Annotated in this window: 13 protein-coding genes; 3 read left to right on the plus strand and 10 right to left on the minus strand. The window is 43.3% G+C overall.

The features are described 5' to 3' along the window. Positions 1 to 7: 7 nt before the first annotated feature. Positions 8 to 1,447, minus strand: a complete 1,440-nt coding sequence (locus DW103_RS09595; RefSeq protein WP_122275508.1) for a tetratricopeptide repeat protein — start codon at positions 1,445 to 1,447, stop codon at positions 8 to 10. A 109-nt stretch (positions 1,448 to 1,556) separates the two neighbouring features. On the opposite strand from DW103_RS09595, the gene DW103_RS09600 reads away from it, so the two are divergent. Both DW103_RS09600 and DW103_RS09605 read left to right on the plus strand, forming a co-directional pair. Next, positions 1,557 to 2,303 carry an ATP-binding protein gene (locus DW103_RS09600; protein WP_122275510.1) on the plus strand — a complete coding sequence of 249 codons (747 nt, stop codon included), beginning with the start codon at positions 1,557 to 1,559 and terminating at the stop codon, positions 2,301 to 2,303. A gap of 2 nt (positions 2,304 to 2,305) precedes the next feature. Then, a complete protein-coding gene (locus DW103_RS09605; RefSeq protein ID WP_122275512.1) occupies positions 2,306 to 2,677 on the plus strand; it encodes a DMT family protein in 372 nt (123 codons plus the stop codon). 28 nt (positions 2,678 to 2,705) lie between these two features. Here the strand turns inward: DW103_RS09605 and miaA are convergent, their stop codons facing one another. The 9 genes from miaA to DW103_RS09650 all read right to left on the minus strand — a co-directional run bounded on the left by miaA (position 2,706) and on the right by DW103_RS09650 (position 11,956). Beyond that, positions 2,706 to 3,614, minus strand: a complete 909-nt coding sequence (miaA, locus tag DW103_RS09610; RefSeq protein WP_122275514.1) for a tRNA (adenosine(37)-N6)-dimethylallyltransferase MiaA — start codon at positions 3,612 to 3,614, stop codon at positions 2,706 to 2,708. Positions 3,615 to 3,617: 3 nt separating this feature from the next. Next, entirely contained in the window at positions 3,618 to 4,178 is a 561-nt protein-coding gene (locus tag DW103_RS09615) for a hypothetical protein (RefSeq protein WP_122275516.1), read from the minus strand. Positions 4,179 to 4,434: 256 nt separating this feature from the next. After that, the gene (gene lpxA / locus DW103_RS09620; RefSeq protein ID WP_122275518.1) at positions 4,435 to 5,220 is read right to left on the minus strand and encodes an acyl-ACP--UDP-N-acetylglucosamine O-acyltransferase; all 786 of its coding nucleotides are present in this window, start codon (positions 5,218 to 5,220) and stop codon (positions 4,435 to 4,437) included. Between the two features lie 12 nt (positions 5,221 to 5,232). After that, positions 5,233 to 6,618, minus strand: coding sequence for a bifunctional UDP-3-O-[3-hydroxymyristoyl] N-acetylglucosamine deacetylase/3-hydroxyacyl-ACP dehydratase (locus DW103_RS09625; protein WP_122275520.1), 1,386 nt, complete (start codon positions 6,616 to 6,618; stop codon positions 5,233 to 5,235). A gap of 12 nt (positions 6,619 to 6,630) precedes the next feature. Beyond that, complete coding sequence (gene lpxD / locus DW103_RS09630; RefSeq protein WP_122275522.1) at positions 6,631 to 7,671, minus strand: UDP-3-O-(3-hydroxymyristoyl)glucosamine N-acyltransferase; 1,041 nt, start codon at positions 7,669 to 7,671, stop codon at positions 6,631 to 6,633. Between the two features lie 89 nt (positions 7,672 to 7,760). Continuing rightward, complete coding sequence (gene pyrF / locus DW103_RS09635; protein ID WP_122275524.1) at positions 7,761 to 8,603, minus strand: orotidine-5'-phosphate decarboxylase; 843 nt, start codon at positions 8,601 to 8,603, stop codon at positions 7,761 to 7,763. A gap of 32 nt (positions 8,604 to 8,635) precedes the next feature. Next, the gene (gene prfA / locus DW103_RS09640; protein WP_122275526.1) at positions 8,636 to 9,745 is read right to left on the minus strand and encodes a peptide chain release factor 1; all 1,110 of its coding nucleotides are present in this window, start codon (positions 9,743 to 9,745) and stop codon (positions 8,636 to 8,638) included. 99 nt (positions 9,746 to 9,844) lie between these two features. Beyond that, positions 9,845 to 11,014, minus strand: a complete 1,170-nt coding sequence (locus tag DW103_RS09645) for an AIR synthase-related protein (RefSeq protein WP_122275529.1) — start codon at positions 11,012 to 11,014, stop codon at positions 9,845 to 9,847. Between the two features lie 33 nt (positions 11,015 to 11,047). Beyond that, positions 11,048 to 11,956: a glucosaminidase domain-containing protein gene (locus tag DW103_RS09650; protein ID WP_122275531.1), complete on the minus strand. Its 909-nt coding sequence runs from the start codon at positions 11,954 to 11,956 to the stop codon at positions 11,048 to 11,050. Between the two features lie 112 nt (positions 11,957 to 12,068). Here DW103_RS09650 and DW103_RS09655 point away from each other — a divergent pair, with 112 nt between their 5' ends. After that, entirely contained in the window at positions 12,069 to 12,554 is a 486-nt protein-coding gene (locus DW103_RS09655; RefSeq protein ID WP_122275533.1) for a cytidine deaminase, read from the plus strand. Positions 12,555 to 12,636 lie beyond the last annotated feature (82 nt).

The raw sequence follows: 12,636 nt of genomic DNA on the forward strand, positions 1-12,636 counted from the left end.
TTGTGATTTATCGTTTGTTTTTCAAATAGTTTATCTCCGCGTTACGAGCTTTCTTTTCCAGTTCCCCCGGCTGCTCAAGCAAGCTGTTGAGCTGTTCTTCGGCTTGTAAAATAGTCGGTTTCAACTGCTCGCGGCGGGCTTTGTTCCCTTGTGTATATGATGTACGCAATTCATCCAGTTTTCCGCTTAATTCCTTTATCTGTTTGTTGAGCGCGATAGCTTTTTCGTAATAACTTCGGGCTTCCGGGCTTTTTATATCATCCAGTTTGTAGTAGACAATATCATTCCCGATTATGAAATCAAAATCTTTTTCTATTTTCTTTTCCCCGTAAGGTATTTCCGTATGTGCCAAGCGAATTAAATCGGTGTAAGAGGAACCTTCTTTCCAGGAATCTTTGATAGATTTGATGGCGGCCCGGGCACGTTTGAATTCCGGATCATCACTTTCCACACGACTGTGAGCGGCGTTTGGAATGAACAAATAGACACAGGCTTTACCTTCCGGTTGGAAACGGTCGGAGACAAACCAACCTAACCCTTTTACTTCATCAAACACAATCATATAGTCGTTATACGGAGAATTAAAAGGCATCCCCAACTGCTCCGGTGCTAGATATGTGTCTGAATTAATATTATAGCGGGTCACGAAAAGGTCGTACCCTCCAATAGAACCGTTACCTTTTGAGGCATAATAAATCGTTACGCCGTCAGACAGGACAAACGGATAATTATCGTCTTCGTTGCTGTTGATATTCATCGGGAGCTGTTTCTCGTCTCCCCACTTATCCATCAGCTTGGATTGAGTAAAAAGGCAATATCGTTCGCCTTCGGTGGAATGGGCATAATAGATTTTGTCTCCTTTCTGGTTCATATATACTGTTGAATTGACAGGCTCGGAAGTCTGAAAAAAGTCTTTATAGTTTTTCAACGTTCCGCTTTCTTCGCTTAATATATAAGCAGAAAGAAAATCGTCCTTATCCACTACCATGCTGTCGATAATCTGGATATCTTCCACTTTATCCACCATGCGTTGGGTGTTTTTTGCCAAGTCCAGCTTTTCCTCGAAAGGCTGCGTGTCCTGTTTCTTTTTGGTGAGCAGCTCGATGTATTCTTCCAACATTTCGGCCGAATCATCGAAACGGTAAGTTTGAAAATAAACATCGGAGAGATAGCGGTAAGCTTCCTGTACTTTCCGCTTGACGGCTACAGCCAGATATTTTTCCGCGCCTTCCAAGTCTCCTGTTTCGTAGCAACAGACTCCGTACCAATGATTGTACGAGCCGTTGTTCGGAGATTGTTTGACTAATTTCTCGAAAGCCGGTTTAGCTTCGGCATATTGTCCGTCATTGTATAATTTTTTCGCCTGATCCAGGCTTTGCGCATACAAACCGCTGCAAAGTAACGTAATTCCTAATGTATAAAACAGTTTATTTGATAACCAATTCATAGTACCTTAAGTTGTGTAATAGTTATACAGTTTCAAAGATAAGAATATTTTTAGTAGAGCGTACATTTCGAGGTATAAATATGTAATTTTGTGCCCGATTAAGAAAGATATGGGAAAATTGACAACAGAAGAACTCCTGTTCCGCAAAGTGGAAGAGAAAGTAAAAAAGGCAATATACGATTATGGCCTGATAACCGATGGTGACCGTATTCTTATCGGACTGTCGGGTGGAAAGGATTCGCTTGCACTACTCAATTTGTTGGGACGACGTTCTAAAATATACCGTCCGCGTTTTGAAGTGGTGGTGGCGCATATCGTGATGTCAAACATTCCTTATCGTTCCGACCTTGATTACCTGCGTAGTTGTGCAGAAGAGCACAGTTTGCCTTTCTTTGTCCATGAGACGAGTTTCGATGCTTCTACTGATACGCGCAAATCGCCTTGTTTTCTATGTTCGTGGATGCGCCGTAAAGCCTTATTCGACATTGCCAAACAGCATAAATGCAATAAGATTGCGTTAGGACATCACCAAGACGATATCCTTGAAACTCTACTGATGAACATGACACATCAAGGGGCTATCGGAACCATGCCGCCGCGTTTGAAGATGGAACGGTTCGAGATGGAAATTATTCGTCCGCTTTGTTTGGTGGAGGAGAAGGAATTGACTCGTATTGCAGCTTGGAAAGGTTATCGGAAACAAATTAAGAACTGTCCGTACGAAAGTGGTTCCAGCCGTTCGGATATGAAGGAGTTGTTGATACGTCTCGAAGCTATAAATCCGGAGGCTCGTTATAGTCTTTGGAACAGTATGTCGAATATTCAACCTGATTATTTACCTCGTAAGATAAAATAAATATGCAAGGAGTTTACACGATTCTATTATTGGTAGTTTCCAATATTTTTATGACTTGTGCCTGGTACGGGCATCTGAAGATGAAACAGCAATTCAGTTGGTTTGAACATCTACCTTTGATTGGCGTGATTTTATTTAGCTGGATGATTGCTTTCTTCGAGTATTGTGCCCAGGTTCCGGCCAATCGTATCGGTTTCCGGGAAAATGGCGGTCCGTTCAATCTTATTCAGTTGAAGGTGATTCAGGAGGTGATTACATTGGTTGTCTTCATCTGTTTCAGTACAATCGCTTTTAAGGGGGAGTCGTTCAAATGGAATCATGCACTGGCTTGTCTGCTGCTGGTTGCTGCGGTATATCTGGTGTTTAAAAAATAACGGATAACTATTGGTTTTAAAGGATTTATTATTGTCCTTTTTTTATCTTTTCATCCAGATAAGTTAGAATAGCAGCTTCTTCGTCGGGATGAAACCAGCGGATGTCGGTATCCCGTTTGAACCAAGTCATTTGTTTACGAGCGTAAACACGGGAGTTGCGTTTTATTTTCTCAATGGCAAAATCCAATGTCCATTCACCATCCAAATAGTTGAATAATTCTTTGTATCCTACTGTGTTGAGTGAATTTAGGTGACGGAAAGGGTAGACACGGCGAGCCTCTTCCAGCATCCCGTCGGCCATCATCTGCTCTACACGCCGGTTGATACGGTCGTATAATTCTTCCCGGTCACGTGTTAGTCCTACTTGTATGATATGAAAAGGACGTTCTTTCCGGTTGTTAGTGCGGAAGGAAGAATAGGGGCGCCCTGTCATACGACAGATTTCAACGGCGTGAATGACACGTTTGTAGTTCAGGCGGTCTACTTCTTCATAGTGAGCCGGGTCTGTTTTTTTCAATTCGGCCAAAATAGGAGCAAGACCTTCCTCTTTGAACTGTTTGTAAATTGCATCTCTGATTTCGGGAGTTACGGTAGGAATGTCGTCAATGCCTTTAGTCACGGCGTCAATATACATCATGCTTCCACCGGTCATTACGATTGTCCGGTGCGTCTGATGCAGTTCACCAAGAAGGGTAATGACATCTTCCTCAAAACTGCTTGCACTGTAATAATCTGTGAGAGCCAGTGTCCCTACCATATAATGTTTTACTCGTGCCATTTGTGTAGGGGTGGGAGCGGCCGTTCCAATTGGAATATCTTTATAAAGTTGACGGGAGTCGGAAGAAATAATAGGTGAACTGTAATGTTCAGCTACACGCAGACTTAGCTCTGTCTTGCCGACTCCTGTCGGACCCAGTAATATGATAAGGAAATTCATTAATCAAAAACGCTCATCGTCATAAGGATTATCCATCGGGCCGTCACCCAACCCGTCGAAACCTTCTTTATCCAATTCATCGATGTCATATTCAGAATCCCCATAGAAGTCTTCACCAATTTCAGTTGAGCCGGCTTTGGTGTCGATATCGTCGAACGACATGATTTGTACAGGCGGTTCTCCGACAGACTTACTGCATATCGGTTTTTCAAGGTCCATGCCCGGTATTATTTCACGAAGTTCCATGAAGAAGGCGCGTTCGGTCATATAATCGAAGACAAAGAGGAGCTTCTGGCGTTCATCTTCCAGGAGGTCTTCCAGGCGGGTATCTCCCATTGTATAATTATCCACCTCGGAAGTGGTATCCATTTCAACCAAGGTGATTTCCGTATTCTTGCTCCAGTCGTCATCACAGATAAAGAAAGAACATATCTGATCTTTCGTATATCCGACCGCATCCATGATGGCATTGTACAAATCCAGGAAGGCTGCTTCCGAATCTATTTTAATCTCGCGTTTGAAGTCGTCAACTTCATCTGATAGGATTAGAAATCTAAATACCATAATCGTTATTAGTTTTTTGTTGCACCAAAAGTAGTAAAAATATTTATTACGGTATATATAGAGAGGAAAGAAATAAAGATTTAACGATATTCGGAAGGATTAGTTTTTCTTGTTGTCCGGTAGTCGGATTTTAATCCTTTAGGAGTCTTGAATGGAAAGGACAGATTAACCTGTTTCCCTGTATTCGGACATCATTGTCTGGTGTTACCGGAAAAACAGATGAATCTGTCCCTGATTGGTATTTGTTTTTAACTTTTTATTCGTCAATCGAGCCTCTTACGATACCCCGTTCGGACGACTTGATAAAATTAAGAATCAAATCTCTTTCCATACTTGGTTCGTATTCTGTTTCGATAGCCTTCAATGCTTCAGTATTATTCAGGCCACGCGTGTAGAGTGTGCGGTAAATGTCCTGAATCAGGAATACCTGTTGGTTGGTGAATCCGCGACGGCGCAAACCGACAATGTTGATTCCGCAGTAAACGATAGGATCGCGTCCAATCAGCGTATAAGGAGGAATATCTTTTCCGATACGGGAGCCTCCTTGTACCATCACATGCTTGGAGATGCGGGTGAATTGGTGGACTAAGCTACCTCCGCTTACAATAGCGAAATCATCTATTTCTACTTCACCGGCTATTTGGGATGCGTTACCGATAATGATATTATCTTTCAGTACACAGTCGTGGGCAATATGTGAATAGGCCATAATCAGGCAATTACGACCAACAATGGTTTTGCCTTTTGATGCCGTTCCGCGGTTGACTGTTACACATTCGCGTATGGTTGTGTTGTCGCCGATTTCAGCAGTTGTGATTTCCCCTTTGAACTTCAAGTCTTGTGGGATGCCGGCGATGACGGCTCCCGGGAATATCGTACAATTATTACCAATCCGCGTACCATCCAGAATGGTAGTATGCGAGAATATATGGCAGTTATCGCCAATTATAACATCTTTTTCAATTACCGCAAATGCGTCAATCTGCGTATTCCGGCCTATTTTGGCCTCGGGATGAACGACTGCTAAAGGAGATATATTCATTTCCTTAATTTATTATTTGTTTTTGACAATCTGTGCCATAAATTCAGCTTCGCAAACGAGCTTTTCACCAACGAATATGTAACCTTTCATCGTGGAGATACCACGGCGGATAGGAGCCAATAGTTCCAGACGTAGAATCAGTGTATCGCCCGGCACTACTTTCTGGCGGAATTTCACACCGTCTATTTTCATGAAGTAGGTTGAGTAGCGTTCCGGTTCGTCAACGGAGTTGAGAACAAGCAGACCACCGGTCTGTGCCATCGCTTCAACTAACAAGACTCCAGGTGTGACTGGTTCTTGTGGGAAATGTCCCTGGAAGAAGGGTTCGTTGGTGGTGATATTTTTTACTCCCACAATATAGTTACCGCCGATTTCGATAATCTTGTCAACCAATAAGAACGGATAGCGGTGGGGAAGCAGTTCGCGGATGCGATTGACATCCATAATCGGAGCTACGTTCGGATCATAAACCGGAGCCTGTACTTCATTCAGCTTGATGTCTTTACGAATCATACGGGCCAGTTGGTTGTTTATCTTGTGCCCCGGGCGGGTAGCGATAATACGTCCGCGGATAGGCTTACCAATCAAAGCCATATCACCGATGACATCAATCAGCTTGTGCCGGGCTGGTTCGTTGTCGAATACCAACGGTTTGTTGTTGATGTATCCCAGGTCTTTTACGTCTTTGTGCGGAATATTCAGTTCGTCGGCCAGCTTATCCAGTGCTTCCTGCGTCATTTTCTGGTCGTAAATCACGATAGCATTATCCAAGTCGCCCCCTTTGATAAGATTATTTTGAAGCAGCATTTCCACTTCGCGTACAAATACAAATGTGCGGGAAGCTGCCAGTTCTGTTGGAAATTCGCTCAAATCATTCAAAGTTGCGAACTGGTTTGACAATACCGGTGAATCGAAAGATATCAGCACGTTTACACTGAATTTTTCGTCCGGCAAGATAACCAGTGATGAACCGGTTTCTTCGTCTTTTACTTCAATTTTATGTTTTACGATGTAATAATCTTTCGGAGCATTCTGTTCTGCGATTCCTGCTTTTTGGATTTCTTCCGAATAAAAGCGTGAGCTACCGTCCAGGATTGGAAATTCGGGTGCGTTCACTTCAATCAGGCAGTTATCTATTTCAAAAGCATACAAAGCTGCCATCGCATGTTCGATAGTGCTGATTTGAATACCATTTTTCGAGAGTACGGTACCCCGTTGTGTTCCGGCTACATTTTCAGCCAATGCATCAATCACCGGCTCTCCTTCCAGGTCAACTCGTTTGATTTTGTATCCATGATTTTCGGGAGCCGGATTGAATGTAATCTGGATGTCCAGTCCGGTGTGTAGTCCCTTTCCTTGCATAGAGAAACTCGTGGCAAGCGTCTTCTGTTTCTGCATACGTTTATCTTATTATTTATTAATTTCTTTTTTTAACTGCTCAATCTCGCGTTGCATTTGTCCCATTGCGCGATACATGTCCGGCAAACGGTTGAAAATAGCACTTGAGCGCATAAATGCTTTTGCATTGATGGCTGGAGCTCCCAGCAGAGTGGTCGGCTTTTTTACGTCGCTGATGACACCGCATTGCGCTCCGAACACTACATGGTCCGCCACATGGATATGTCCCGACAAACCAACCTGTCCGCCCAACATACAATGACTACCAATCTTTACGGAACCGGCAATGCCAACTTGAGCTGCCATAACCGTATTTTCCCCGACTTCAACGTTATGAGCTATCTGAACCAGATTGTCCAGTTTTACGCCCCGATGAATGATGGTGGAGTCCATTACAGCACGGTCTATTGTCGTATTTGCTCCAACTTCAACATCGTCTTCGATGATAACATTTCCCAGTTGCGGTATTTTCTTGTAATTATCACCTTCGGGAGCAAAACCGAAACCATCTGAGCCGATTACGGAACCTGCGTGCAGAATACAGTTGCTTCCGACAATACATCCGTTGTAGATAGTGACATGCGGGTAGAGTATCGTGTTGTCACCTATCGTAACATTGTCACCAATGTAAGCGTAGGGATAGATGCGGCAGTTTTTTCCGAGCTTTGCGTTTGTTCCGATGTAGGCAAAATTACCTACGTAACAATCCTCTCCTAAAATGGCTGAGGAGGCAATGAATGCGGTAGAGTCTATGCCGGCTTTTTTCTCTTTTGCCTTTTCTACCATATTCAACAAAATAGCGAGTGATGCGTAAGCATTAGCTACTTTGACCAGTGTCGCTTTTATCGGTTCGGCAGGTACGAAATCATTATTTACCAAAACAATACTTGCTTCGGTATTGTATATATAATGTTCATATTTCGGATTTGCCAGGAAAGTTAATGTCCCAGGTTTTCCTTCTTCGATTTTCGAGAAGTTGTTCACTTTCACTTCAGGGTTGCCTTCAACAGTTCCTCCTAAAACGCTTGCTATTTGTTGGGCTGAAAACTCCATTCTTTATTTTATTATATGTATTTCAATTGTAACGGGCTTGCCTGTTGGGCAAGTTAGTTTGCAAAAATGGTGAAAATTATTGGGATAGCCTATGCTTTGCAGGTAATAATTCCTTTATCATGCAGATAACCTGCCATTTCACGTTGTACGGCTTGTGCTGCTTCACGCGCGAAATCGGCAAATTTCTCTGTTTTATCAACATAAATGATGGCACGGGATGAGTTTACCAGCAAACCGCATTGGTCGTTCATTCCATATTGTGCCACTTCGGCTAAGCTTCCGCCTTGTGCTCCGACACCCGGAACTAAGAGAAAATGATTGGGTGCATATTTGCGGATATCCAAAAACATTTTACCTTGTGTCGCCCCGACAACGTACATCATTTGTTCGTCCGTAGCCCATTCCTGAGATTTCTTCAAGACTTTTTCAAATAGGCGTTCGCCATTGTTATCTTCCGTCATCTGGAAATCGTGCGAACCTTTGTTGGAAGTCAACGCAAGCAGGATTACCCATGCTTCCGGATAGAGCAGGAATGGTTTTACGCTGTCCTCACCCATGTAGGGAGCTACCGTTACGGCATCCACTTTGATATGGTCGAAGAAAGAGCGGGCGTACATTTCCGAAGTATTGCCTATGTCACCTCGTTTGGCATCGGCAATAATAAACTGGTCGGAATAATTTTCACGCAGGTAAGCAACTGTTTTTTCAAAAGCCAGCATTCCTTTTACACCTAAACTTTCATAAAAAGCAAGGTTCGGTTTGTAGGCAACACAATAGTCGGCTGTCGCATCAATAATTGCTTTGTTGAAAGCAAAAATAGGATCTTCCTCTTCCAGCAAATGCTGCGGGATTTTCTTTATATCTGTATCCAGCCCTACACAAAGGAAAGATTGTTTTTTCTTGATGTTCTCAAATAATTGTTGCTTGTTCATATTATTTCGTGTAAAATGGTCTAAAATATTCGTTATAGTTCGGATTCTTTCATCCGTTCAGCGTTCTCGGCAACGATGAGGTGGTCGAGGCAGTCCTGTATATCTCCATCCATGAAGGCTGAAAGATTATAAATCGTATAATTGATACGATGGTCGGTAATACGTCCTTGCGGATAGTTGTATGTTCGTATCTTAGCCGAACGGTCCCCGGTCGAAACCATCGTCTTACGTTTATTCGCTATATCATCCAGATATTTCTGGTGCTCTTTATCATATATGAATGAGCGCAGACGCGTGAGGGCACGTTCTTTATTTTTCGGCTGGTCACGTGTTTCCGTACATTCAATCAGAATTTCTTCCACCACTCCCGTGTTGGGGTTCTTCCAATTGTAACGTAGACGAACACCCGACTCTACTTTGTTTACGTTCTGTCCTCCGGCGCCTCCCGAACGGAAAGTATCCCATTTGATTTCGCCTTCATTGATTTCTACATCGAACTCATCGGCTTCCGGCAATACAGCAACTGTAGCAGCGGAGGTGTGTACGCGTCCTTGTGTTTCGGTAGCAGGTACACGTTGTACACGGTGTACCCCCGATTCATACTTGAGTGTACCATAAACCTTCTCGCCACTGACGGCAAAGATTATTTCCTTGAAACCGCCGGCAGCCCCTTCACTGAAGCTGGAGAGTGCAACTTTCCATCCTTTCAGTTCGCAATACTTCATGTACATGCGGTATAAATCACCGGCAAAAAGAGCTGCTTCATCGCCACCTGTTCCACCGCGTATTTCGACAATTGCATTTTTGTCGTCTTGTGGGTCGGCAGGAACAAGGAGTAATTTGATGTCTTCTTCCAATTCAGGAATACGTGCTTCACATGTTGCAGCCTCTTCACGCGCTATTTCTTTCATTTCCGGATCGTTTTCAGCCATCATCATGCGGGCTTCTTCCAATCCGTTGATACACTGTATGTATTCTCTGCGGGCCTTCATGAGTTCGTTCAGGTCCTTGTATTCCTTTGTCAGCTTTACGTATCTTTTCTGGTCCGCAATGACATTAGGGTCTGTGATGAGTGTGGAAACTTCCTCGAAGCGCGATACCAACCCATCCAGTTTCTCTAATAATGTCTTATTTTCAGCCATTTATTTATTCCGTCTTTTATTTTTACGATAATATTGCGTCCATGCCAATACGCACACAACAATACCTAAAATTGCGATAAGTGTCATCATGTTATTCTATTAATAGGTAAATTCTCCAAACTCGCTTTTAATAATCAATTCCCGTTTGTCGCTTTCTTCTACGCGACCTACGATTTGGGCATCGATATTAAATGATTGACTGATGGCAATTACCTCTTCTGCATGTTCAGGGGATAGATAAACTTCCAACCGGTGTCCCATATTGAATACTTTGTACATTTCTTCCCAAGATGTGCCACTCTGTTCCTTTATTGTCTTGAACAACGGTGGAACCGGGAACAGATTGTCTTTGACGATGCGGCAGTTATCTCCCACAAAATGCATAACCTTCGTCTGCGCTCCTCCTGAACAGTGTACCATACCGTGGATTTGAGCACGTAACGCGTCTAACAGTTTTTTTACTACCGGCGCATAGGTGCGGGTAGGAGAAAGCACTAATTTTCCTGCATTTACCGGAGTGTCTGCAATGGCGTCTGTCAATTTCAGCTTACCGCTATAAACCAATTCTTCCGGAACACCTTTGTCGTAACTTTCTGGATATTTTTCTGCCAGATATTTAGCAAACACGTCGTGGCGTGCACTGGTCAGTCCATTGCTTCCCATACCTCCGTTATATTCTTTTTCGTAGGTGGCTTGTCCGAATGAGGCTAAACCGACAATGACATCTCCCGGTCGAATATTTGCGTTGTCAATTACATCGGCGCGTTTCATACGGCAAGTAACCGTACTGTCTACAATGATTGTGCGTACCAGGTCCCCAACGTCGGCAGTTTCGCCTCCGGTAGCATAACAACCTACCCCCATTTCACGAAGCTCGGCCAGCAGTTCGTCCGTACCGTTAATGATAGCGGAAATCACTTCTCCCGGAATTAACAGTTTGTTTCGTCCTATAGTGGAAGAAACCAGTATATTGTCTACGGCACCCACACAAAGCAGGTCGTCGATATTCATAATCAAAGCGTCTTGTGCAATACCCTTCCAGACAGAAAGATCGCCTGTCTCTTTCCAGTACATATAGGCCAGCGATGATTTTGTTCCGGCTCCGTCGGCATGCATGATGTTACAATATTCCGGATCACCTCCCAGAATATCGGGGATAATTTTACAGAATGCTTTCGGGAATATACCCTTGTCGATGTTCTTTATTGCATTATGAACATCTTCTTTCAAAGCGGATACACCGCGTAGATTGTAACGTTGGTCACTCATTGTTTTGCGAATTTGTCTGCAAAGATACTATTTTTATCTAAGTTTTAGTACATCCCCTTCTTCCGGAATATAATCTTTGTGCTTTTTATTAATCTTATATAAGCTCTTGATTTGTATTCCATATTTTTGTGAGATACTGTGCATGGATTCTCCGACCTGTACCACATGGTCGTAGTAGGGCTTGTCTGCTTTCTTCTTTTTCTTTTCCAGATAAACAATGTCACCCTGTTGCAAGGGGAAATCTTCCGGTACTTCGTTGAATTTTTTCAGGTCTTTCACGCGGAAGTCCAAACTCTGGGCTATATTCTCGAAGTTATCGTTGTTTTTGGCGTAGACATACAGGAGTCCGTGGGTTCTGTAAATCGTGTATTTGGATTTAATGACAGCTTGCTGTTGTCTGCCTGTAACTTTTCCTCCTTTTGCCGAGTCGAAGCGATATAGTTCGTAATCTTCGATGACTTTTATCAGTTTGTTGGCGTAAGCACGGTCTGTTGCATATCCACATTTTTGCAATCCTTTCGCCCAACCTTTATAGTCTTTGATATTCAGCTTGAATAAGGGAGCATATCGTGGACGGTCCACCAGAAAATGGGCATGGTCTTCGTATGAATCTTCAGCCCGTTTGTATTTGCGAAAACATTCGCCCCGCAAATCGTCATCATGGTAAACACGTTCGCCCCGCCAATCGGAATGGCATTTTATACCGAAGTGATTGTTCGATTTACGCGCCAACTGGCTTTGTCCGGCTCCGGACTCGAATATTCCCTGTGCCAACGTGATACTGGCCGGTATTTTATATTTCTTTTGGTGCTGGATAGCAATGCCGCTATATTGTTTGATGTACTTCTCGTAGGAAGCAATTCTCCTCTGGCTCTCTGCTTTCGTATTTCCTATATAAGAAAATAAAGTAATCAGACAGAGAATGCGTAGTGTAAACCTCATGACTATAGTTCTAAGTGATAATTATTTTCGCAAAGATAATTATTCTGGGATACTTTAGTGTCTGTTTTTGGTTTAAATACAGTACATTTGTATAGTAGCAATATATTTAGGTATGGAAAAGATAAAACTGGAAACGAATATGCTCCGCTGCTTGTTGTCTGAGTTGAACGATGATTTACAACCTTTGGCAGCTGCGGCGGTCAAGGCTACCGAACAATCTTATGCGCCTTATTCCGGTTTTCATGTCGGTGCGGCAGCTTTGCTAGAGAACGGCATGATTGTGACCGGTAGTAATCAGGAAAATGCCGCTTATCCTTCGGGGTTATGCGCCGAGCGGGTAACGTTGTTTCATGCCGGCCACCAGTATCCGGATATTCCGGTGATGGCTCTTGCCATTGCGGCTGCAACAAAAGGGGAGCAGGTGGAGAGTATTTCCCCTTGCGGGGCTTGCCGGCAAGTATTATTGGAAACGGAGCAGCGTTATGGTAAGCCTGTAAAGGTGTTACTTTGCGGGAGAAAGGATGTCATAATCGCGGAAAGTGCAGAGTCGTTGCTTCCACTTTGTTTCGGAACGAATGATTTGAAAAACCATAGGTGAAAGTGAAATAATGCTCCTATTGAATAATAGATTTTTAACCTTCAGGGCAAACGCATTAGGAATAAAAATCAAAAGCCCCTTC

The sequence above is a fragment of the Parabacteroides sp. AM08-6 genome (assembly GCF_003473295.1).
Taxonomy (GTDB): domain Bacteria; phylum Bacteroidota; class Bacteroidia; order Bacteroidales; family Tannerellaceae; genus Parabacteroides.

What these genes read in the sequence shown, in the direction of transcription:
- DW103_RS09645 (WP_122275529.1), bottom strand. Translation starts at nt 11,014, where the DNA reads ATGAGTGACCAACGTTACAATCTACGCGGTGTATCCGCTTTGAAAGAA.
- DW103_RS09605 (WP_122275512.1), top strand. Translation starts at nt 2,306, where the DNA reads ATGCAAGGAGTTTACACGATTCTATTATTGGTAGTTTCCAATATTTTT.
- DW103_RS09595 (WP_122275508.1), bottom strand. Translation starts at nt 1,447, where the DNA reads ATGAATTGGTTATCAAATAAACTGTTTTATACATTAGGAATTACGTTA.
- prfA (WP_122275526.1), bottom strand. Translation starts at nt 9,745, where the DNA reads ATGGCTGAAAATAAGACATTATTAGAGAAACTGGATGGGTTGGTATCG.
- DW103_RS09615 (WP_122275516.1), bottom strand. Translation starts at nt 4,178, where the DNA reads ATGGTATTTAGATTTCTAATCCTATCAGATGAAGTTGACGACTTCAAA.
- lpxA (WP_122275518.1), bottom strand. Translation starts at nt 5,220, where the DNA reads ATGAATATATCTCCTTTAGCAGTCGTTCATCCCGAGGCCAAAATAGGC.
- DW103_RS09600 (WP_122275510.1), top strand. Translation starts at nt 1,557, where the DNA reads ATGGGAAAATTGACAACAGAAGAACTCCTGTTCCGCAAAGTGGAAGAG.
- lpxD (WP_122275522.1), bottom strand. Translation starts at nt 7,671, where the DNA reads ATGGAGTTTTCAGCCCAACAAATAGCAAGCGTTTTAGGAGGAACTGTT.
- miaA (WP_122275514.1), bottom strand. Translation starts at nt 3,614, where the DNA reads ATGAATTTCCTTATCATATTACTGGGTCCGACAGGAGTCGGCAAGACA.
- DW103_RS09625 (WP_122275520.1), bottom strand. Translation starts at nt 6,618, where the DNA reads ATGCAGAAACAGAAGACGCTTGCCACGAGTTTCTCTATGCAAGGAAAG.
- DW103_RS09655 (WP_122275533.1), top strand. Translation starts at nt 12,069, where the DNA reads ATGGAAAAGATAAAACTGGAAACGAATATGCTCCGCTGCTTGTTGTCT.
- pyrF (WP_122275524.1), bottom strand. Translation starts at nt 8,603, where the DNA reads ATGAACAAGCAACAATTATTTGAGAACATCAAGAAAAAACAATCTTTC.
- DW103_RS09650 (WP_122275531.1), bottom strand. Translation starts at nt 11,956, where the DNA reads ATGAGGTTTACACTACGCATTCTCTGTCTGATTACTTTATTTTCTTAT.